The organism is Enterobacter sp. 725m/11 (assembly GCF_011683705.1).
Classification (GTDB): domain Bacteria; phylum Pseudomonadota; class Gammaproteobacteria; order Enterobacterales; family Enterobacteriaceae; genus Enterobacter; species Enterobacter bugandensis.
Genome location: NZ_JAAQOK010000027.1, coordinates 54375 through 69969 on the forward strand (window position 1 = coordinate 54375; position 15595 = coordinate 69969).

At 54.7% G+C, this 15595-nt stretch carries 19 protein-coding genes; 6 read left to right on the forward strand and 13 right to left on the reverse strand.

All coding sequences use genetic code 11. The features are described 5' to 3' along the window. Positions 1-6: 6 nt before the first annotated feature. Positions 7-627 (reverse strand): LysE family translocator, encoded by a 621-nt coding sequence (locus HBA26_RS13375; RefSeq protein ID WP_126346059.1) that lies wholly within the window; start codon positions 625-627, stop codon positions 7-9. Between the two features lie 127 nt (positions 628-754). Then, positions 755-1357 (reverse strand): XRE family transcriptional regulator, encoded by a 603-nt coding sequence (locus tag HBA26_RS13380; protein ID WP_126346060.1) that lies wholly within the window; start codon positions 1355-1357, stop codon positions 755-757. Between the two features lie 43 nt (positions 1358-1400). Here HBA26_RS13380 and HBA26_RS13385 point away from each other — a divergent pair, with 43 nt between their 5' ends. Next, the gene (locus HBA26_RS13385) at positions 1401-2096 is read left to right on the forward strand and encodes a B3/4 domain-containing protein (RefSeq protein ID WP_126346061.1); all 696 of its coding nucleotides are present in this window, start codon (positions 1401-1403) and stop codon (positions 2094-2096) included. Between the two features lie 21 nt (positions 2097-2117). After that, positions 2118-3011, forward strand: a complete 894-nt coding sequence (locus HBA26_RS13390) for a dihydrodipicolinate synthase family protein (protein ID WP_126346062.1) — start codon at positions 2118-2120, stop codon at positions 3009-3011. Positions 3012-3056: 45 nt separating this feature from the next. Here HBA26_RS13390 and HBA26_RS13395 read toward each other — a convergent pair whose 3' ends face one another. Further along, entirely contained in the window at positions 3057-3494 is a 438-nt protein-coding gene (locus HBA26_RS13395; protein ID WP_063154467.1) for a VOC family protein, read from the reverse strand. A gap of 186 nt (positions 3495-3680) precedes the next feature. Between HBA26_RS13395 and HBA26_RS13400 the strand changes: the two genes are divergently transcribed. After that, positions 3681-4604, forward strand: coding sequence for a LysR substrate-binding domain-containing protein (locus tag HBA26_RS13400; protein ID WP_126346063.1), 924 nt, complete (start codon positions 3681-3683; stop codon positions 4602-4604). A 47-nt stretch (positions 4605-4651) separates the two neighbouring features. Here HBA26_RS13400 and HBA26_RS13405 read toward each other — a convergent pair whose 3' ends face one another. After that, complete coding sequence (locus HBA26_RS13405) at positions 4652-5122, reverse strand: hypothetical protein (protein WP_126346064.1); 471 nt, start codon at positions 5120-5122, stop codon at positions 4652-4654. Positions 5123-5366: 244 nt separating this feature from the next. On the opposite strand from HBA26_RS13405, the gene HBA26_RS13410 reads away from it, so the two are divergent. Beyond that, positions 5367-5843: a WbuC family cupin fold metalloprotein gene (locus tag HBA26_RS13410; protein WP_126346065.1), complete on the forward strand. Its 477-nt coding sequence runs from the start codon at positions 5367-5369 to the stop codon at positions 5841-5843. Between the two features lie 51 nt (positions 5844-5894). Here HBA26_RS13410 and HBA26_RS13415 read toward each other — a convergent pair whose 3' ends face one another. The 7 genes from HBA26_RS13415 to HBA26_RS13445 form a co-directional block, all read right to left on the reverse strand. Then, the gene (locus tag HBA26_RS13415; RefSeq protein ID WP_126346066.1) at positions 5895-6494 is read right to left on the reverse strand and encodes an NAD(P)H-dependent oxidoreductase; all 600 of its coding nucleotides are present in this window, start codon (positions 6492-6494) and stop codon (positions 5895-5897) included. A 74-nt stretch (positions 6495-6568) separates the two neighbouring features. Further along, positions 6569-7162 carry a TetR/AcrR family transcriptional regulator gene (locus HBA26_RS13420; RefSeq protein WP_048959103.1) on the reverse strand — a complete coding sequence of 198 codons (594 nt, stop codon included), beginning with the start codon at positions 7160-7162 and terminating at the stop codon, positions 6569-6571. A 34-nt stretch (positions 7163-7196) separates the two neighbouring features. Further along, positions 7197-10286, reverse strand: a complete 3090-nt coding sequence (locus tag HBA26_RS13425) for an efflux RND transporter permease subunit (protein WP_126346067.1) — start codon at positions 10284-10286, stop codon at positions 7197-7199. Beyond that, a complete protein-coding gene (locus tag HBA26_RS13430) occupies positions 10283-11392 on the reverse strand; it encodes an efflux RND transporter periplasmic adaptor subunit (RefSeq protein ID WP_126346068.1) in 1110 nt (369 codons plus the stop codon). Before HBA26_RS13430 ends, HBA26_RS13425 begins: the two co-directional genes overlap by 4 nt. A 74-nt stretch (positions 11393-11466) precedes the next feature. Beyond that, a complete protein-coding gene (locus tag HBA26_RS13435) occupies positions 11467-12081 on the reverse strand; it encodes a TetR/AcrR family transcriptional regulator (RefSeq protein ID WP_047368492.1) in 615 nt (204 codons plus the stop codon). A 196-nt stretch (positions 12082-12277) separates the two neighbouring features. After that, the gene (locus HBA26_RS13440; protein WP_063437355.1) at positions 12278-12592 is read right to left on the reverse strand and encodes a PTS cellobiose transporter subunit IIB; all 315 of its coding nucleotides are present in this window, start codon (positions 12590-12592) and stop codon (positions 12278-12280) included. Positions 12593-12676: 84 nt separating this feature from the next. Beyond that, positions 12677-13144: a nuclear transport factor 2 family protein gene (locus HBA26_RS13445; protein ID WP_126346069.1), complete on the reverse strand. Its 468-nt coding sequence runs from the start codon at positions 13142-13144 to the stop codon at positions 12677-12679. Between the two features lie 101 nt (positions 13145-13245). On the opposite strand from HBA26_RS13445, the gene HBA26_RS13450 reads away from it, so the two are divergent. Together HBA26_RS13450 and HBA26_RS13455 are read left to right on the forward strand one after the other, a co-directional pair. Next, entirely contained in the window at positions 13246-13827 is a 582-nt protein-coding gene (locus HBA26_RS13450; RefSeq protein WP_166720921.1) for a TetR/AcrR family transcriptional regulator, read from the forward strand. A gap of 85 nt (positions 13828-13912) precedes the next feature. Then, the gene (locus HBA26_RS13455; RefSeq protein WP_126346071.1) at positions 13913-14314 is read left to right on the forward strand and encodes a VOC family protein; all 402 of its coding nucleotides are present in this window, start codon (positions 13913-13915) and stop codon (positions 14312-14314) included. A 67-nt stretch (positions 14315-14381) separates the two neighbouring features. Here HBA26_RS13455 and HBA26_RS13460 read toward each other — a convergent pair whose 3' ends face one another. Both HBA26_RS13460 and HBA26_RS13465 read right to left on the reverse strand, forming a co-directional pair. Further along, on the reverse strand, positions 14382-15158 hold the full coding sequence (locus HBA26_RS13460; RefSeq protein WP_045261405.1) for a hypothetical protein: 777 nt from the start codon (positions 15156-15158) through the stop codon (positions 14382-14384). A 1-nt stretch (position 15159) separates the two neighbouring features. After that, the gene (locus tag HBA26_RS13465) at positions 15160-15357 is read right to left on the reverse strand and encodes a hypothetical protein (protein ID WP_024908361.1); all 198 of its coding nucleotides are present in this window, start codon (positions 15355-15357) and stop codon (positions 15160-15162) included. Between the last annotated feature and the right edge of the window lie 238 nt (positions 15358-15595).

Here is a 15595-nt window from a genome sequence, read left to right on the forward strand (position 1 = left end):
ATCAGGTTATCTTGTGCTGAGTGCTAGTTTAGCCGCAAAGCACAAAAACAATCCTCCTGTAGCTCTGTCCATTCCCCTGATAACACTGCTTTTCTTCAGTATGGCTGATGCAAAGTGCGTGGATAAAATGAGCGTGACTGACCACATTGTCCCTATTGCGACATGAATGCTGACAAGTATAAAAGTCCATACAAAAGGGGAATGCCCGGCAGGTATGAATTGAGGTAAAAAAGAGACATAGAAAATACCCATTTTAGGATTGAGTACATTTCCCAGCATTCCTTTTATAAACCAGTTCCCGGCTGAAGGATTAACGCCATCGCCGTGATTGAAAGATGAACGTGGCCGCCTCAGCAGTTGCAAACCCAGCCAGCAAAGGTAAGTCGCACCACAAATTTTCAGCATGGTATAAGCGAGCTCTGACACCGCCAGCAGCGCTCCCAGTCCCAGCGCAACAAGTGCGCCCCAGATAAAACAGCCAGTATCAATTCCAAGAGCTGCCTGAAAAGCTTTCTTTCCACCTTCAGCACCTGCCGTTCGTAGAATGAGTGCCGTATCCAGGCCCGGAGTGAGGGTGAGCAGTAGTGCAGCGAGAGAGAAGGCAAGGAGAGAATCAGTAACAGACATTTTCTTTATCCGAAAGAGTGGATGTTACCCCCTTACTTTGCGCCAATCAATTAGACAAAGGCAGTTATGTGAATAAATTGTAAATTGCTTTAATGAGGCAAGCCCTGCTGGCATACCGGGCTACAACTCAGGACGCTTTCTCATGCACTGTCATGATGAATACCAATGGGTTCTTCTCCCGGTTTTCATAGAAATGAGGAAGGTCCGTTCTGGCAGTTGCCGAACAGCCAGTTTTTATCTGATACACGTGATCCTGTACGCCGAGTGTGAGCGTGCCCGACTGAACATAAAACAGTTCAAGCGTTCCTTCCGCGTGGCCGGGTGACGCAAACTTTTCCCCGGGCTGCATTTCCCACATCCAGAGCTCGGTCATATCAGGGCCACCCGACCCTGCGAGCAATCTCGCTCTCCCGCCTGTTTCACCTTGCCACAATTCTGGGATCTCATCTTCAGCAATGAGATGCACGGTCGGTTTGGCACTGACATCCACAAAATCAGCCACCGAAACCCCCATCGCGGCAGCCAGGCGACATAACAGGGCAATGCTGGGATTCGCCCGGCATCCCTCTATCTCAACCAACGCTCCCTTACTTACACCCGCCTGACGCGAGAGTTCATCCAGGGAGATTTTCTTTTGCTTACGATACAGTTTAATTCGCTGCGAAACGGCTTCATTCACGGAGCTGGCGATCGAATTTGCATCGGTCATTAAATTGACTTTTTTGGTCATTGGTCATTATCATGGAATAAATTGGTCATTACAGGATTATCACGTGTTAACAGTATCTCCGTCAATTTCTCCTGAAATTTATCGTATTGCTCCCGGTTTTCGGGCGCTCAGTATCCGCGTAAAAGCTGCGCCAGTGCTTAATCCCGGCACTGGAGAAACGGCGCTGCGAGAAGCCTGTGAGGCGGTTCTGGCCGGTGAGCCTGCCTGGGCGGAATCTCATCTGGCGGCATGGGCCGACGTTTTTCAAAAATTTGGGGCTAAACCTAAACGCACCCCTTGCTCAGCGGATGCGTTACGCAAGCGCGTCTTACGTGACGGAACGATGCCAGCGCTCGATCCTGTCGTTGATCTTTATAATGCCGTCAGTCTCCGCTATGCCGTTCCGGTTGGTGGAGAGGATCTCTCTGCCTATCAGGGGGCGCCGCGTCTGACTGTGGCCAAAGGAAGAGAGCCTTTTGATACGGTCAAAGAGGGAGAGACCACCGTTGAGTATCCTTCACAAGGTGAGGTTATCTGGTGTGATGATATCGGCGTGACCTGCCGTCGCTGGAACTGGCGACAGGGGATCAGAACCCGCTTAGGCGTGGAAGCGCAGCAAATGTGGTTCATTCTGGAGAGTCTCCCGCAGATGCCGCTGGAGACGCTTCACGAAGCCGGAAAAATGCTGACCGACGGCCTGGAAAAAATGATGCCCGGTCTGTGGTTTGACGTTGCTCTCATAGAAGAACAACAGCAGTAATATCCTTCAGGAGAAACATGTATGTTTACCGGCTTGTCGGCATTTCCATTAACCCCAGTCACCGCCAGCGGCGTGGATGAAAAGGGTTTCAGCCATATCCTTTCCCGTCTTACAGACGCTCGGGTTGATTCTATGGGCATCCTGGGGTCAACCGGAAGCTACGCCTATCTGACCCGGGAGCAGCGCAAGCGCGTAGCAACGCTGGCCAAACAGCATGCAGGGAACATCCCCGTGATGGTGTGTGTGGGAGCGGTCAGTACCGATGCCATTCTGCATCTGGCAGATGATGCACAGGCCGCTGGTGCAAATGCGCTGTTACTCCCGGCGGTCAGCTACCAGCCACTCCGTGACGAAGAAGTCTTCTCACTCTTTGAGACCGTTACCCGGCACGTGTCTGTACCGGTGTGTATCTATGATAATCCGGGCACGACGCATTTTACCTTTACGGATGAACTCCACGGTCGTCTCTCATCACTTGAGGGTGTTCGCTCGGTCAAGATCCCTGGCGTCCCGAATAGCCCCGCTGCAGCAACTGAGCGGGTGAAGGGGTTACGTCAACATCTGCATCCTGGCGTAACAATCGGTATCAGTGGCGACGCTTATGCGGGACTGGGATTAAACGCCGGTTGTGAAGTGTGGTATTCCGTGTGTGGAGGTCTGTTCCCTGAGATGGCGAAACAAATCACTGAAGCCGCGGCGGCAAACGATCGTCAACGCGTTACAGCCCTGACAACCCGCCTTGAGCCATTGTGGTCGCTGTTCCGTAAACATGGCGGAAGTATTCGCGTTATTGCCGCTGCGGCTGGCGTGCTTGGTCTTACCGACATGGATTGCCTGCCTCGACCTCTGCAACCATTGTCAGCTGGCGACATCGCGGATATTTCCCATGTAATAAGCACGCTGGAGCTGAAGTGATCTCCGCAGGACTGGGTGTCTACCGGTCCTTACAGCAAAATTTTATTATTGAAGTGACTCTTCTTCGCCTGATAGCTTATCTGCATCAGGAGAATAATGCTGGCAAACGCACGCCAGTTTATGCCCGTCAGGATCGCGCAGATAGGCAACATAAAAGTCGGGGCCGTAGGCGGTTCGTGTACCGGGCACGCCTTCATTTTTCCCACCCGCACGGAGGCCCGCTGCATGGAAGCGTCTGACAATGTCCGCGTTATCTGCTCTGAAAGCGAACATTGTCCCGTTTCCCGCCGTCGCGGGTTGCTGGTCAAAAGGAGGACAAATGCAGAAGCTAAATTCGTCATCCGGATGATTTTCGTTTCCCCACATTGCCCAGCTATCAGTCCAGGCGGGCAGACGTGTATAGCCCAGCACGTTAAAAATAGCGTCATAAAAGTTCACGGCGCGCTGAAAGTCATTTGTCCCAATCGTGATATAAGCCAGCACTTTAAACATCCTCTTTTCCGTCAGTCTGAACAGAGATTATCTCAAAGTAGCTATCTTCATCACCACCCAGGCCAGGATCATCGGCATGCCTCAGCTGGACGCCTCGGCGATAAAAAATGTTGGCTGACGTCATCGTGTGCCGATAATACAAAAACTGTATGATTACACCTTCCAAAAAGGGAATGTATGTCTTTACCGCCACTGTATGCGCTGCGCGCGTTCGAAGTTGCCGCACGGCTGAACTCGTTCAGCAAAGCGGCTGAAGTCCTGAATATCACGCCGGGGGCGGTCAGCAGGCATGTCCGCACGCTTGAGATGTGGTTCGACTGCGAGCTGTTTAAACGGCAGGGACCGAGAGTGGAAGTCAGCGACGCCGGGCGTATTCTGGCCGGGCAGCTTAGCGAAAGTTTCTCGAATATTGAGTGGGCCTGTCGCGCATTCAAGAGTGAAAACCATCTTCTGCGCCTCAAAGCCCCCAGCACCCTGACGATGCGATGGCTTCTCAATGTGCTTAAATCCTTTCGGGAGAATCATGCGAAGCCGAAAATCGAAATCGCCAGCGTCTGGATGGACTTCGACACGGTTGACTTCAGCCGCGAGCCCTACGATTGTGCGATCCTCCTCGGTAACGGCTATTTCGGCGAGTCAACGGAGAGCAGGCTACTGTTCAGTGAATGGCTTATTCCGGTTTGTACGCCGTCTTTGCTCGAGCCTGCCCGGCATCAGCTTCCAGAATGCGATCTTATTCATCCGTCACCGGACCGACGGGACTGGAAGCGCTGGCTGAAAAGGACGGGCTTATTTCCCGGCCTCGACATGAGCGGTGGGATCGTGTTCGACACCCTGGAGCAGGGAAGCCTTGCGGCCATGCACGGACACGGCGTGGCGATGGCCGATCTCCGGCTCACGCTCGACGCGCTGAAAAGCGGGCTGCTCGCGCTGCCCTTCCGGGAGGCGATAGCAACAGGGGACGGTTACTATCTTGTCTGGCCGAAAAATTCGCTCAGAGGACAGAGTATTGAACGGTTGCTGGCCTGGCTTAACCTTAATGCGCCAGTGGTGCCTTCTTTGGATATTGTCTGTCTTGATTTCAAGGAAAAGCAGATTTAATAAATAGCGGAATATTTACAGGGAGATATTCCGCATAGTGAACGTATTTATGCGTAGGGAATATTTGCCATCTTTTTATATCTTTCCGGCAGGGCGCTGTTCAGGTTGAGTAATTTATCCAGTATATAAAGCGCTGGCGTCCCCTTTGCGCGTTCAGCTTCGATCAGCGCAGAACGTAACAGATTGGTAGCCGATGTCATTTCACGGAAGTACTCCTCCGATTCACGCGTCTGAACTTCGCCTGAAGCGGCGTAACGCACTCTTGGCCAGTCCGCGAAGTCCAGAACCGGAAGGATCCCGTCGTCTTCGGGCAAATGTGCTGAGAGCAACTCTTCGGCGTTACCCGGATTGCTTTGGGCGAAAGAGAGCAGATGCAGGCGATGGATGAAAGGTGAAAGCACTTCAGCGCTTTCCTGTTCTGTTGAAAGTAACGTTATCAACTCGTGCACATTGGCATTGGCGCTAAATTTATGAGGCGAGATAATATTCATTACAAGAAATAAAACATCGAGTGTCATAAGTGCTCCATACAGGCGTGTCATTATTTATTCTGTACCAGGGGTGAGTGGATGGTATTTCAGGGCAGTCATTTTTGGAAAACGACAAATACTGGGAATCAATGTGAGTATTACTCAATGTTGCGCCTGGGAGAGCGTGCAGCGATTTGTTTCACAAATCCCATCGCTCATCGACCGTGCAGGATGGTATAACGTCCTGCGGCAACCGGGTTGCCGCAGACAGCCCACATTCCTATAGGTGTATATGAAACAAATTTCTTTCAGCGACCTGCAGCAGCAAAGCGAGCAGGCCGCACATTCTCCTCGCTTACGCGCGCACCGGAATTTACACCCTGACCTGAGCGACCCGGTGCAGCGCCTGGCCATTGCAATGGAACCCGGTACCTATGTCCGCCCCCATCGCCATCCGCACACGTTTGAACTGCTGACGGCGCTGAGCGGCCGCTTTCTGGTGCTGAATTTTGACGACAGCGGAAACGTGACCCGGCGCGTGGTGTTAGGCGAAGAGTGTAAAGTCCTGGAGATGGATGCCGGAACCTGGCATGCCGTGCTGTCGCTGGATAAAGGCGGCGTCATTTTTGAGGTAAAACACGGGGCGTATCAGCCCGTGCCTGAGCACGATACCGCCCCGTGGTCGCCTGCTGAGAACGCGCCAGGTACTGTAGAGTTGATGAAATGGTACGCCCAGGCGCAGGTGGGTGATAGGCGTTTTACCCTGTAATTTTCCTGTAGTGTTCCCGGCGCGCAGAAAAGCGCGCCAGCACCGTATGGTTTACTGGATGTCGCCGAGTCTTTGCAGGAATTCCTCAACCTGCTCAGGCGTAGCCGTGTCTGCCTGGTAAAGGATTTCGAGCTTAACGTTCTTCAACCCGCAGAAGCCAAATACCCCTTCGATTATCTGCGTCTGAATCGCCGTCGAATAGCCGTGTTTGTCGAAGCCGGTAAGATCGCTACCGCCGGTGGCAATCAGGCGGACGGGAACATCACGTAAGTTGCCCACAATCCGGCCGTCGTCGGCCACCTTATACGCCCAGTTCAGGGTTAACACGCGATCGAACCAGCCTTTCAACAGCGCGGGAACCGACCACCAGTACACCGGGAAGACGAATACCAGCATATCCGCGCGCTCGACGCGCTTTTGCTCGCGCAGAATATCGTCGGGGAGGGCGCTCGGATCGCCGTGATACAAATCGAGATCGGCGCGGGTCATCGCCGGGTTAAACCCTTCAGCATGCAGATCGGCGATCTCAACCTGCGTACCTTCCTCGCGTAATTTCCCGGCAATACGGGCTGCCAGCGTATGGGATAACGAATTGTCGATCGGGTGTGCCGTCACGATCAGCGCGTTTTTAATGGCATGGGTTGCAGACATAGCGACCTCCAGATGGGGGAGAAGTGATGCCTATATTACTATTGGTAACTTAGGTGTCAATCCGCCCCCGGCGATCATTTTGTGCTATTCACGTAGGTCTCCAGCACCCCGGTCATGACGCCGCAGAGCATATCTTCTGCCACATTCCGGGCGAGCACGCCGTTGCCCGCCGAGGTGCTGAGCGCCTCCGCCGCGCCAATGATGGCCGTCAGTACCGCTTCTCCCTGAACGCCTTTTAAGACGATAAAAGGAGAAAGCGCGGTGCGCAGGCAGTCGGCGCATTCGGCCACGCATGCTTCCCGAAACGTCTGCAGCGCGCGAGAACCGGACAGCGCCGCGACGATTGGCCCGGTTTCAGGTCCGGCGGCAATGGCACAGTCGATATAGGCCGCGCTGAAAAAGCGGATCGTCTTCTCCAGCGTTTTGCTGTCCACCGCCAGCGTCTCCCTGAATTTCGCCAGCTGCCGATCGCTATAGTCCTGGTACAGCGCCATCAATAGCCCTTCACGATCGCCAAAGTGGTCGTAGGGGATAGGCTTGGTCACGTTGGCCCGTTCTGCCAGATAGCCAAGGGTCAACGCCTCCGTGCCTTGCTGACGCACGATCCCTCGCGCAACCTCCAGCAGCTGCACGCGGCGGTCCTCTTTTCTTAAGCGCTTAACAACCATGCTTGCCTCAGGTCAGTTATCTACTGATGGTAGTTTACACGTTTTCCGTGGCATGCTGCACACGTTGTTCAGCCGGGCGGATCCGGAACCAGATCGCATACATCGCGGGCAGGAAGACGAGCGTAATGATCGTCCCGCCCAGCGTGCCGCCGATCAGCGTCCAGGCCAGCGTGCCCCAGAATACCGAATGCGTCAGGGGAATGAACGCCAGCACGGCCGCCATGGCGGTGAGTAAGACCGGCCGCGCTCGCTGTACCGTCGCCTCGACCACCGCCTGGAACGGATCGAGGCCGTCCCTCTGGTTATGATCGATTTGACCGATCAGGATCAGCGTATTGCGCATCAGAATGCCAGAAAGGGCGATCAGGCCGACCAGCGCGTTGATGCCAAACGGCTGATTAAATATCAGCAGGGTCGGCACAACGCCAATCAGCCCCAGCGGCGCGGTTAAGAACACCATGACCATCGCGGAGAGTGAGCGCACCTGCAAAATGATGATCAGCAGCGTCAGGGCAATCATGATCGGGAACAGCGGTAACATGGCCTGCGTGGCTTTGCCTGACTCCTCAATCGACCCCGCCATGTCAATGCGGTAGCCGGCCGGCAGCGTATCAACGATCGGCTGGAGCTGCTTCATGATGGCGACCGACACGTCCGGCGGCTGAAGATTGTCGGCGATATCGCCCCGTACGGTAATCGTGGGGGTGCGATCGCGACGGCGAAGGACCGGGTCTTCCATACCGACCTCTATCTTGCCAATTTGAGACAGTGGCACGCGCTGTCCCGCATTGCCGACCAGGGTAAATCCTTCGATTTTTGCCGGGTCAAGGCGGATATCACCCGCCGCGCGGGCAACGACCTCTACCGATCGAATATCTTCCCGCACGGAGGTGACAGGCACGCCTGAGAGCAGGAACTGAAGCTGCCTGGCAACGGCGCTGGAAGTTAAGCCGGTCGCCTGCAGGCGGTTCTGATCGAGGGTGAAATGGAGCACCGGAACGCGCGAGCCCCAGTCGGTGTTAACGGTTCGCATCATCGGGCTTGCCTGAAGCACGGCTTTCACCCGTTCGGCGATGTCCTGCACCTGTTTGACATCCGGCCCTGACACGCGCCAGGCAACCGGGAAAGGCGAGTAGGGGCCAAACACCAGCTGCGTCACCCGCACGCGGGCTTCTGGCGCAAGGCCGCTGGCGACGGCCTCCCTGAGCCTGAACTTGAGCGCCTCGCGTGACGTCTCGCTGTCCGTCAGGATCACGATTTTCGCAAAAGAGGGATCGGGCAGCTCGGGGGCCATTGCCAGATAGAAACGGGGCGAGCCCTGACCAATATAGGCCGTGACGATTTTGGCTTCTGGCTGCTTGCCCAGCCACGCTTCTATTTTTGCGGTAGCGGCGCTGGTTTGCGCAATCGAGGTACCATAAGGCATCTGTACTTCAACCAGCACTTCCGGGCGATCGGAGGTCGGGAAGAACTGTTTTTTTACCAGCCCCATGCCGAGCACGGCCAGAATGAAAATGGCGACCACGGACCCGGCCACACGCCATTTTCTGGCGATAACGCGGCCAAGCAGCTGGCGAAAACGGTTATAGCGAGGCGTGTTATAGATGGCGGCATGGCCGCCTTCCACTTTGGGGATCACCGGCAGGATCTTCACCCCCAGATACGGCGTGAACACCACCGCAACAAACCATGAGGCAATCAGAGCGAGGCCGACAATCCAGAACATATTGCTGGTGTATTCCCCGGCTGTCGACTGGGCAAACCCATTCGGCATAAAGCCAATCGCCGTCACCAGGGTACCGGCCAGCATCGGCGCGGCGGTGTGGCTCCAGGCGTAGGCTGAGGCTTTGATTCTGTCGTAACCTTCCTCCATCTTCACCACCATCATTTCGATGGCGATAATGGCATCGTCAACCAGCAGGCCGAGGGCGAGGATCAGGGAGCCCAGCGTGACGCGGTCAAAGTTTATTCCCGCGGCCTCCATCACCACGAAGACGACCGCCAGCGTCAGCGGGACCGCCGCCGCGACCACCACGCCCACGCGCCAGCCCATGCTGATAAAACAGACCACCATAACCACGAGCAGGGCGACGAAGAATTTGATCATAAACTCATCGACCGACGAGCGGATATTCACGGACTGGTCGGTGACCTTGGTCAGGGTCATGCCAAGCGGCAGGCTATCATTGATTTTCGCCGTCTCCGCATCCAGCTCTTTACCCAGCGCCAGGCCATTCCAGCCCTCACGCATGACAACACCCAGCAGCAGGGCGGGTTCATGCTGATTGCGTATCAGCATCGTCGGGGGATCTTCATAGCCTCGTTCAACCGTTGCCACATCCGACAGCGTGAGCGTTTTGCCCTGAGCGACTAAAGGCGTATCGCGGATTTTCTGCAGTTCATCGAACGCGCCGTCCAGGCGGATAAAAATCTGCGCGCCCCGGGTCTCAATGGCGCCCGCCGCGGCCAGGGCATTCTGGTCGTTGAGGGCATTGAAAATATCCTGCGGTGAGAGGCCCATCGTCGCCAGACGATCATGGGAGAAGGCGATATAAATCCGCTCGGCCTGTTCACCGATGATATTCACTTTTTTGACCCCTGGAACGTGCAGAAGCTGCTGGCGCAGGCCTTCGGCATCGCGTACCAGCTGCCGCTGCGGTTCGCCTTTTGCTTTCAGAGCAAAGAGGGCAAAGGTGACATCCGAGAATTCGTCATTGATCATCGGGCCGATGACGCCCGCCGGGAGACGCTGGGATTCATCCCCAAGCTTTTTACGCGCCTGATAGAACTCCTCCTGCACCTCAGAAGGCGGGGTTTTGTCCTGCAGTGACAGGGTGATATACGCCATGCCGGGGCGGGTATAGGTTTCCGTACGGTCATACCATTTGAGTTCCTGCAGGCGCTTTTCCAGCGGTTCGGCCACCTGATCCTGGATCTCCTGCGCGGTTGCGCCCGGCCAGACGGCAATCGCCGTCATCTGCTTCACGGTGAAGGGCGGATCTTCCGCGCGTCCCAGTCCAAAAAAAGCGTAAATACCGGCAATGGTCACCAGAACGATCAGAAACAGCGTGACGGAACGCTCGCGGACGGCCAGCGCGGACAGGTTGAAGCGACTTTGGCTCATGGCGCGTTCTCCGCCGGAGCGGCATGGCGTTGTTCTGCCAGCCTGACAACTTCACCTTCGTGCAAAAGATGGGCACCTAACGCAACAATCTTCTCCCCGGGCTTCACGCCGCCCGTGATCTGGACCGCATCTTCGCCCACGCTCTGCACCCTGACTGGCGTCCATGTGACCTTTGCCGGCTGGGCGGAAATGCGCCAGACGCCGGGCCCTTTACCCGCATCGTAGAGTGAGGCCAGCGGGACCTGCATGGCCTGACCTTCCGCTTTCGGGTCTTCAAGGCTGAGCGTGACGGTCGCCCCCAGCGGCGCGTTCGCCAGCTGGCCAGCCAGCACGTAGCGTGCTTCATACGTCCGGGTTGTGGCATCCGCGGAGTCAGACAGCAGGCGCAACGTGGCGGTGACCGGGTGTTGTTCACGGCCATAAAGCGTGGCTCGTGCTTCGCTGCCGACGGCAGGGCGCAGCGTCTCCGGAAGCTGCACGAGCGCTTCGCGCTGTCCCGCTCTGGCAAGGCGGATCGCCACCTGCCCGGCGCTGACCACCTGACCGGGTTCGGCAAGCGTCTCCATCACCACGCCGTCTGAATCCGCCAGCAGGACGGCATAGCCCGTGGCGTTTTGCGCCACGTTGGCCTGCGCCCGGGCGGCGCTGAGATCCGCCCTGGCCGTATCGGCCGCCGATTTAATCTGATCGTACTCCGCGGCGGACACCGCGCCGGATGCCACCAGACCGCGATAACGCGCCTCATCGCTGGTGGCTTTTCTCGCCCGCGCCTGGGCAGCATCCACCGCGCGCTGCTGCGCCTGAGCCTGTAATTTCAGATCAACCGGATCCAGACGCAGTAAGGGCTGGCCCTGTTTGACAGTCTGCCCGGTATCCACCAGACGTTCGAGGATTTTACCCTGAACCCTGAAGCCCAGGTCGCTTTGCGTTCTTGCCACCACCACGCCCGTAAAGGTGCGAGCGGCTGGATTCGCCATCTCGACGGAGGCGGATCTGACAAGCGGTGGCCTGGTGCGCGGATCGTCACTCGCGGAAATATCGCCGCATGCCGCGAGGGCAAACGGCAGAAGACATATGGCAAGGCGGGCTGAAGTGAGCCTGAGCATGGGAAACCCTTTTGAAGTAACAGGACAGTTTCCGCATTCTGTGATTAGTGACCAATAAAGTCAATGGTCACTAATCAGGGGGCCAGGCTTCTTAAAATCAGTGAGGAGAGGAGTACCGCTGCCGTTGGGGCAGTTTCAAGGTTGTACTGCAGCTGAACGGGGTTAATGTAAGGGCACATCACCATGTAAACGGCGCAGGTGACCTCATCCAGCGGCGTCTTCCTTTCGAACTCTCCAGCCTGTCTGCCTTCGATAATGATGCTCTCAATCAGCTTCAGGAGGCTTTCGGTATACCTTTCCGTCGAAGGCCACTTCTCCCGTGACGCGACGGCGGCGATGTCGTAGAGCTTGCGATCGTGGAAAAACAGCTCGCTTCCGGCCTCGGTAAGTGCTTTGAAGAGACGGCGGATTTTTTCGCTGGCTGACGGCGCATCCGCAATGGCGGAAAGCACGGCCGTCATGATCAGCTCCAGGCGGTTAGCGCAGATCACCTCGCCGATAGCTTGCTTGGAATCGAAGAACTTATAAATGTAGGATTTTGAAAAACCGATAGATTTCGCCAGCTCGGCGACGGTGGTTTTTTCATAGCCGTAGTGACCGAAGTGCTCAAAGGCCGCTTCGACGATTTGCTCTCTGACAGAATGGTCAAGTGGACCACGTATTGATGGGGCGTTCATAGTTTTAGTCATTATGTAAGCTTAGCGTGACGAGCTACGATTGACAACGAGTGACCATTTCGTATTTTGGTTACATCCGTTTTCGTCGTGAGCCGTTCAGACGGGACGATCAACCAGGTGGGGTAAGTGTATCACTGTTTTTCGCGCGCTATGGCATCTATCTGTCTGCGGGGACGAGGAGGCCGCAATAGCGATGCGGCCTTGTCTGTCAGGCAGCCAGTTCAGGCATTTGCTCCTTTACGAAATTCAACACCTTCTTCGCGTCCAGAGACGCGTAGGGAAGACTCTCAATGATAGCGATTGAACGTGTATTGCCCACCGTTGCGTGTATCTCGTCGAGTTTGTACTGAATGTGCGGCGCGATAAGAAAACCGTCGAAAGCGGGGGCGACGCTGGCGAAGTTATCCAGCCCAACGGCGCTAATCATCAGTGGATAGCTTTCTTGTTCTGCCAGAGACTGCATTTTTTTGGCAAGAGCGTTTGCGGTATTACCGAACAAACAACATATCAGAAGCTTTTTCATATTTTGTTCCTCCTGAAAACCGCTCATAGGGTAGTCCTGAGGTGGTCACCGAAATGCGCGCTATCTCTGATTTTGGTGACAAAACTATAACCCCAGATCGCTCAATGAGGGATGATCGTCCGGGCGTCTACCCAACGGCCAGTGGAACAGTCGCTCGGATTCTTTTATCGGCATATCGTTAACGCAGGCAAAACGGCGCTTCATCAGTCCGTCCGGTTCAAACTCCCAGTTTTCATTGCCGTACGAGCGGAACCAGTTGCCGGAATCATCATGCCATTCATAGGCATAGCGAACGGCGATGCGGTTATCCGTAAACGCCCAAAGCTCTTTAATCAAACGATAATCGAGCTCTTTTTTCCATTTCCGCTCCAGAAACGCCTGCGCCTCTTCACGGTTGGTGGCGAACTCCGCGCGGTTGCGCCATTGAGTATCCTGCGTATAGGCCAGCGCGACCTTCGCCGGGTCGCGGCTATTCCAGCCGTCTTCTGCCAGTCTGACTTTTTCGATGGCGCTTTCACGTGTGAAGGGCGGTAAGGGTGGGCGTGTGTTCATGGCGATTACCTCTGTATGATGAAGTAGACAGGTCTGTCTACTTGCGCTAATCTATGCCTGAAAAATAACGCTGTCAACATCCGTTTTGAGGCTACCGAAAAGTGAAAACCGAGCACGCAGGCAACGAAGCAAAAATCAGCGTCAGGGATAAAATATTACTGACGGCGCACGATCTGTTTTATTCCAATGGCTTCAGGGCGACAGGGGTGGATACGCTGATTAAAGAGGCGAAGGTGACCAAGGTGACGTTTTATCGCCATTTTCCGAGTAAAAGTTTACTTATTCTCGCCTACCTGCACTATCGACATGAAATATGGATTAACTGGTTTGAGACCACGCTGCGTCGACATCTTGATGAAGGCGAAATACCTTCTGATGCGATATCTGCAACCCTTTATGAATGGTTTATTTCGCCCGAGTTCCACGGCTGCGCGTTTATTAATGCCAGCGCAGAAGCCAAATCCGAAGATATAGAAAACGAAATAAAAGCGATATGCCGCGATCATAAAATCGAAACTAAAAATATGATTGCGTCGCTGACGAAGATCGCTGATGAGCGCGTCGTCAAAGAAATCACGCTGCTTATTGACGGCGCCATTATTCATGCACAAATGGGCATGGATTCAGAGACGGTAATAAATGTGTTAAAAAGTGGGTTAGAGGCGTTCACCGGTCAGAAATAAGTCCTGAATCTGCCGCAAGTATTACGGTAGCTGGAATATCGACTCACCGAATCGGTAAGCTATTTATCCAAAGGAAACGAAAAATATGAGAACGCAGAAACGATGCCTGGGATGCGTGGCTATCGTGGTTGATGACTACGATCGCGCCATTGAATACTACACCGACAGGCTGGGTTTTACCCTCGTAGAGGATACGCCCCAACCGGGGAAACGCTGGGTAGTGGTCTCACCCAACCCGGAAAGCGACTGCAATATCCTGCTGGCTCGTGCCTCCAACGAAAGGCAGGAAGGTTTTATCGGTAATCAAAGCGGCGGAAGAGTTTTCCTGTTCCTTCAGACGGATGACTTTTGGCGCGATTACCATGCCATGAAAGCAAAAGGCGTTCATTTCTGCGAAGAACCTCGTGAGGAAGAGTACGGGACGGTAGTGGCTTTTGAAGATATTTACGGCAACCGCTGGGATCTTTATCAGAATGCGCAACCGTGAACATCACCGTAAATGATGTGTCATTCGCCTTTCGTCGTGCACGCTTCCCAGCAGAGCGTACTCAAAATTATGGGGACGTCTGGCTCTCGTCCCGCTGTGCCAGCGACAGCGCGCTGGCGCTGGCGGGGTCGAACAGCGATATGCTCTCAATCTGATTAAGCAAAATCACCTTGCGGAATGACATAGCGCTGCGGGGTTCAGAGTCGAGCGTGATGTCATGCTCCGCATACCACCTGCTGTAATTATTCTCGATACGCAGATTCATCGTCTTCGCATCCCGGTACCCGCTCAACATTGGGATCAGCACGATATTGGCCGTTTTTTCATATTCCAGCGTCGCGGTGTGGATCATACCGACGTAAATCCGCCGCGACCGGAGTGTGACCTGCGCCAGCTCGCCTTGCTCCATACACTGATAGAGCAGTTGTTCAATCCCGCTCGCCTGCGCAAGCCGTTTGTAGAGCTTTTTCCGGCTCTCGCCGTCCAGCCTGGCGCTGCCTGCCCAGTTAGAGCGGTAGAGGCAAAACAGAATGGCAAACGCCAGCATCACGACCACCGGCGCCTGAATGCCTAAAAAACTCCAGTTCATAAAGTCGATTTGCCAGTCGGTGTATTTCGGTGAGGCAAAGTGAAAAGCGTTGTTGGCGGCGGAAAGGGCGAACAGCAGCAGCCAGAGCAATCCCGTGGCGATTACACCTTGCAAAACGAAAATACAGCCGTAAAGCGCGACGAGAAAATAGACGTCCCAGCCGAAGGAACGCTTGATTTTAAAGCGGGTCGACAGGTCGCGGCTGGTGTACCAGTACCCGCAGACCATCAGCACCATAAATATCGCCGTTCCCATATCAGGCCCTCTTCAGCGTGTTGACGTGACGCAGAAAGTCCTGCCGCACCTCGTTGCTCTTGTAGTTCACCGAGGCGTTCCCGTCCTGGTCGATAATGATGCGATCGCCATCTTCCACGGCTTCAATAATTTCCTGCTGACTCATCACCTGCAGTAAGGATTCCGGGCTTGAGAATAGGGAGAGAAAGAAACGTTTCATGTCAGGCATCCTTATGAATAAAAAGGATAAGCCTGGAAGATGACGGCTGAATTTGCCTTAAGGATAACCTGAAAGTGAAAGCCGGGTGGCGGCTACACCTTACCCGGCCTACAAAACCGTCAAGTGATTGTGATCTCAAATTGTTGATATTTATGGGTAATAAAAAATAAATTTGCACAAACTTGGACAAATAACGTTAATCTGTCTCTTATACACATCTGACGCTGCCGACGACGGA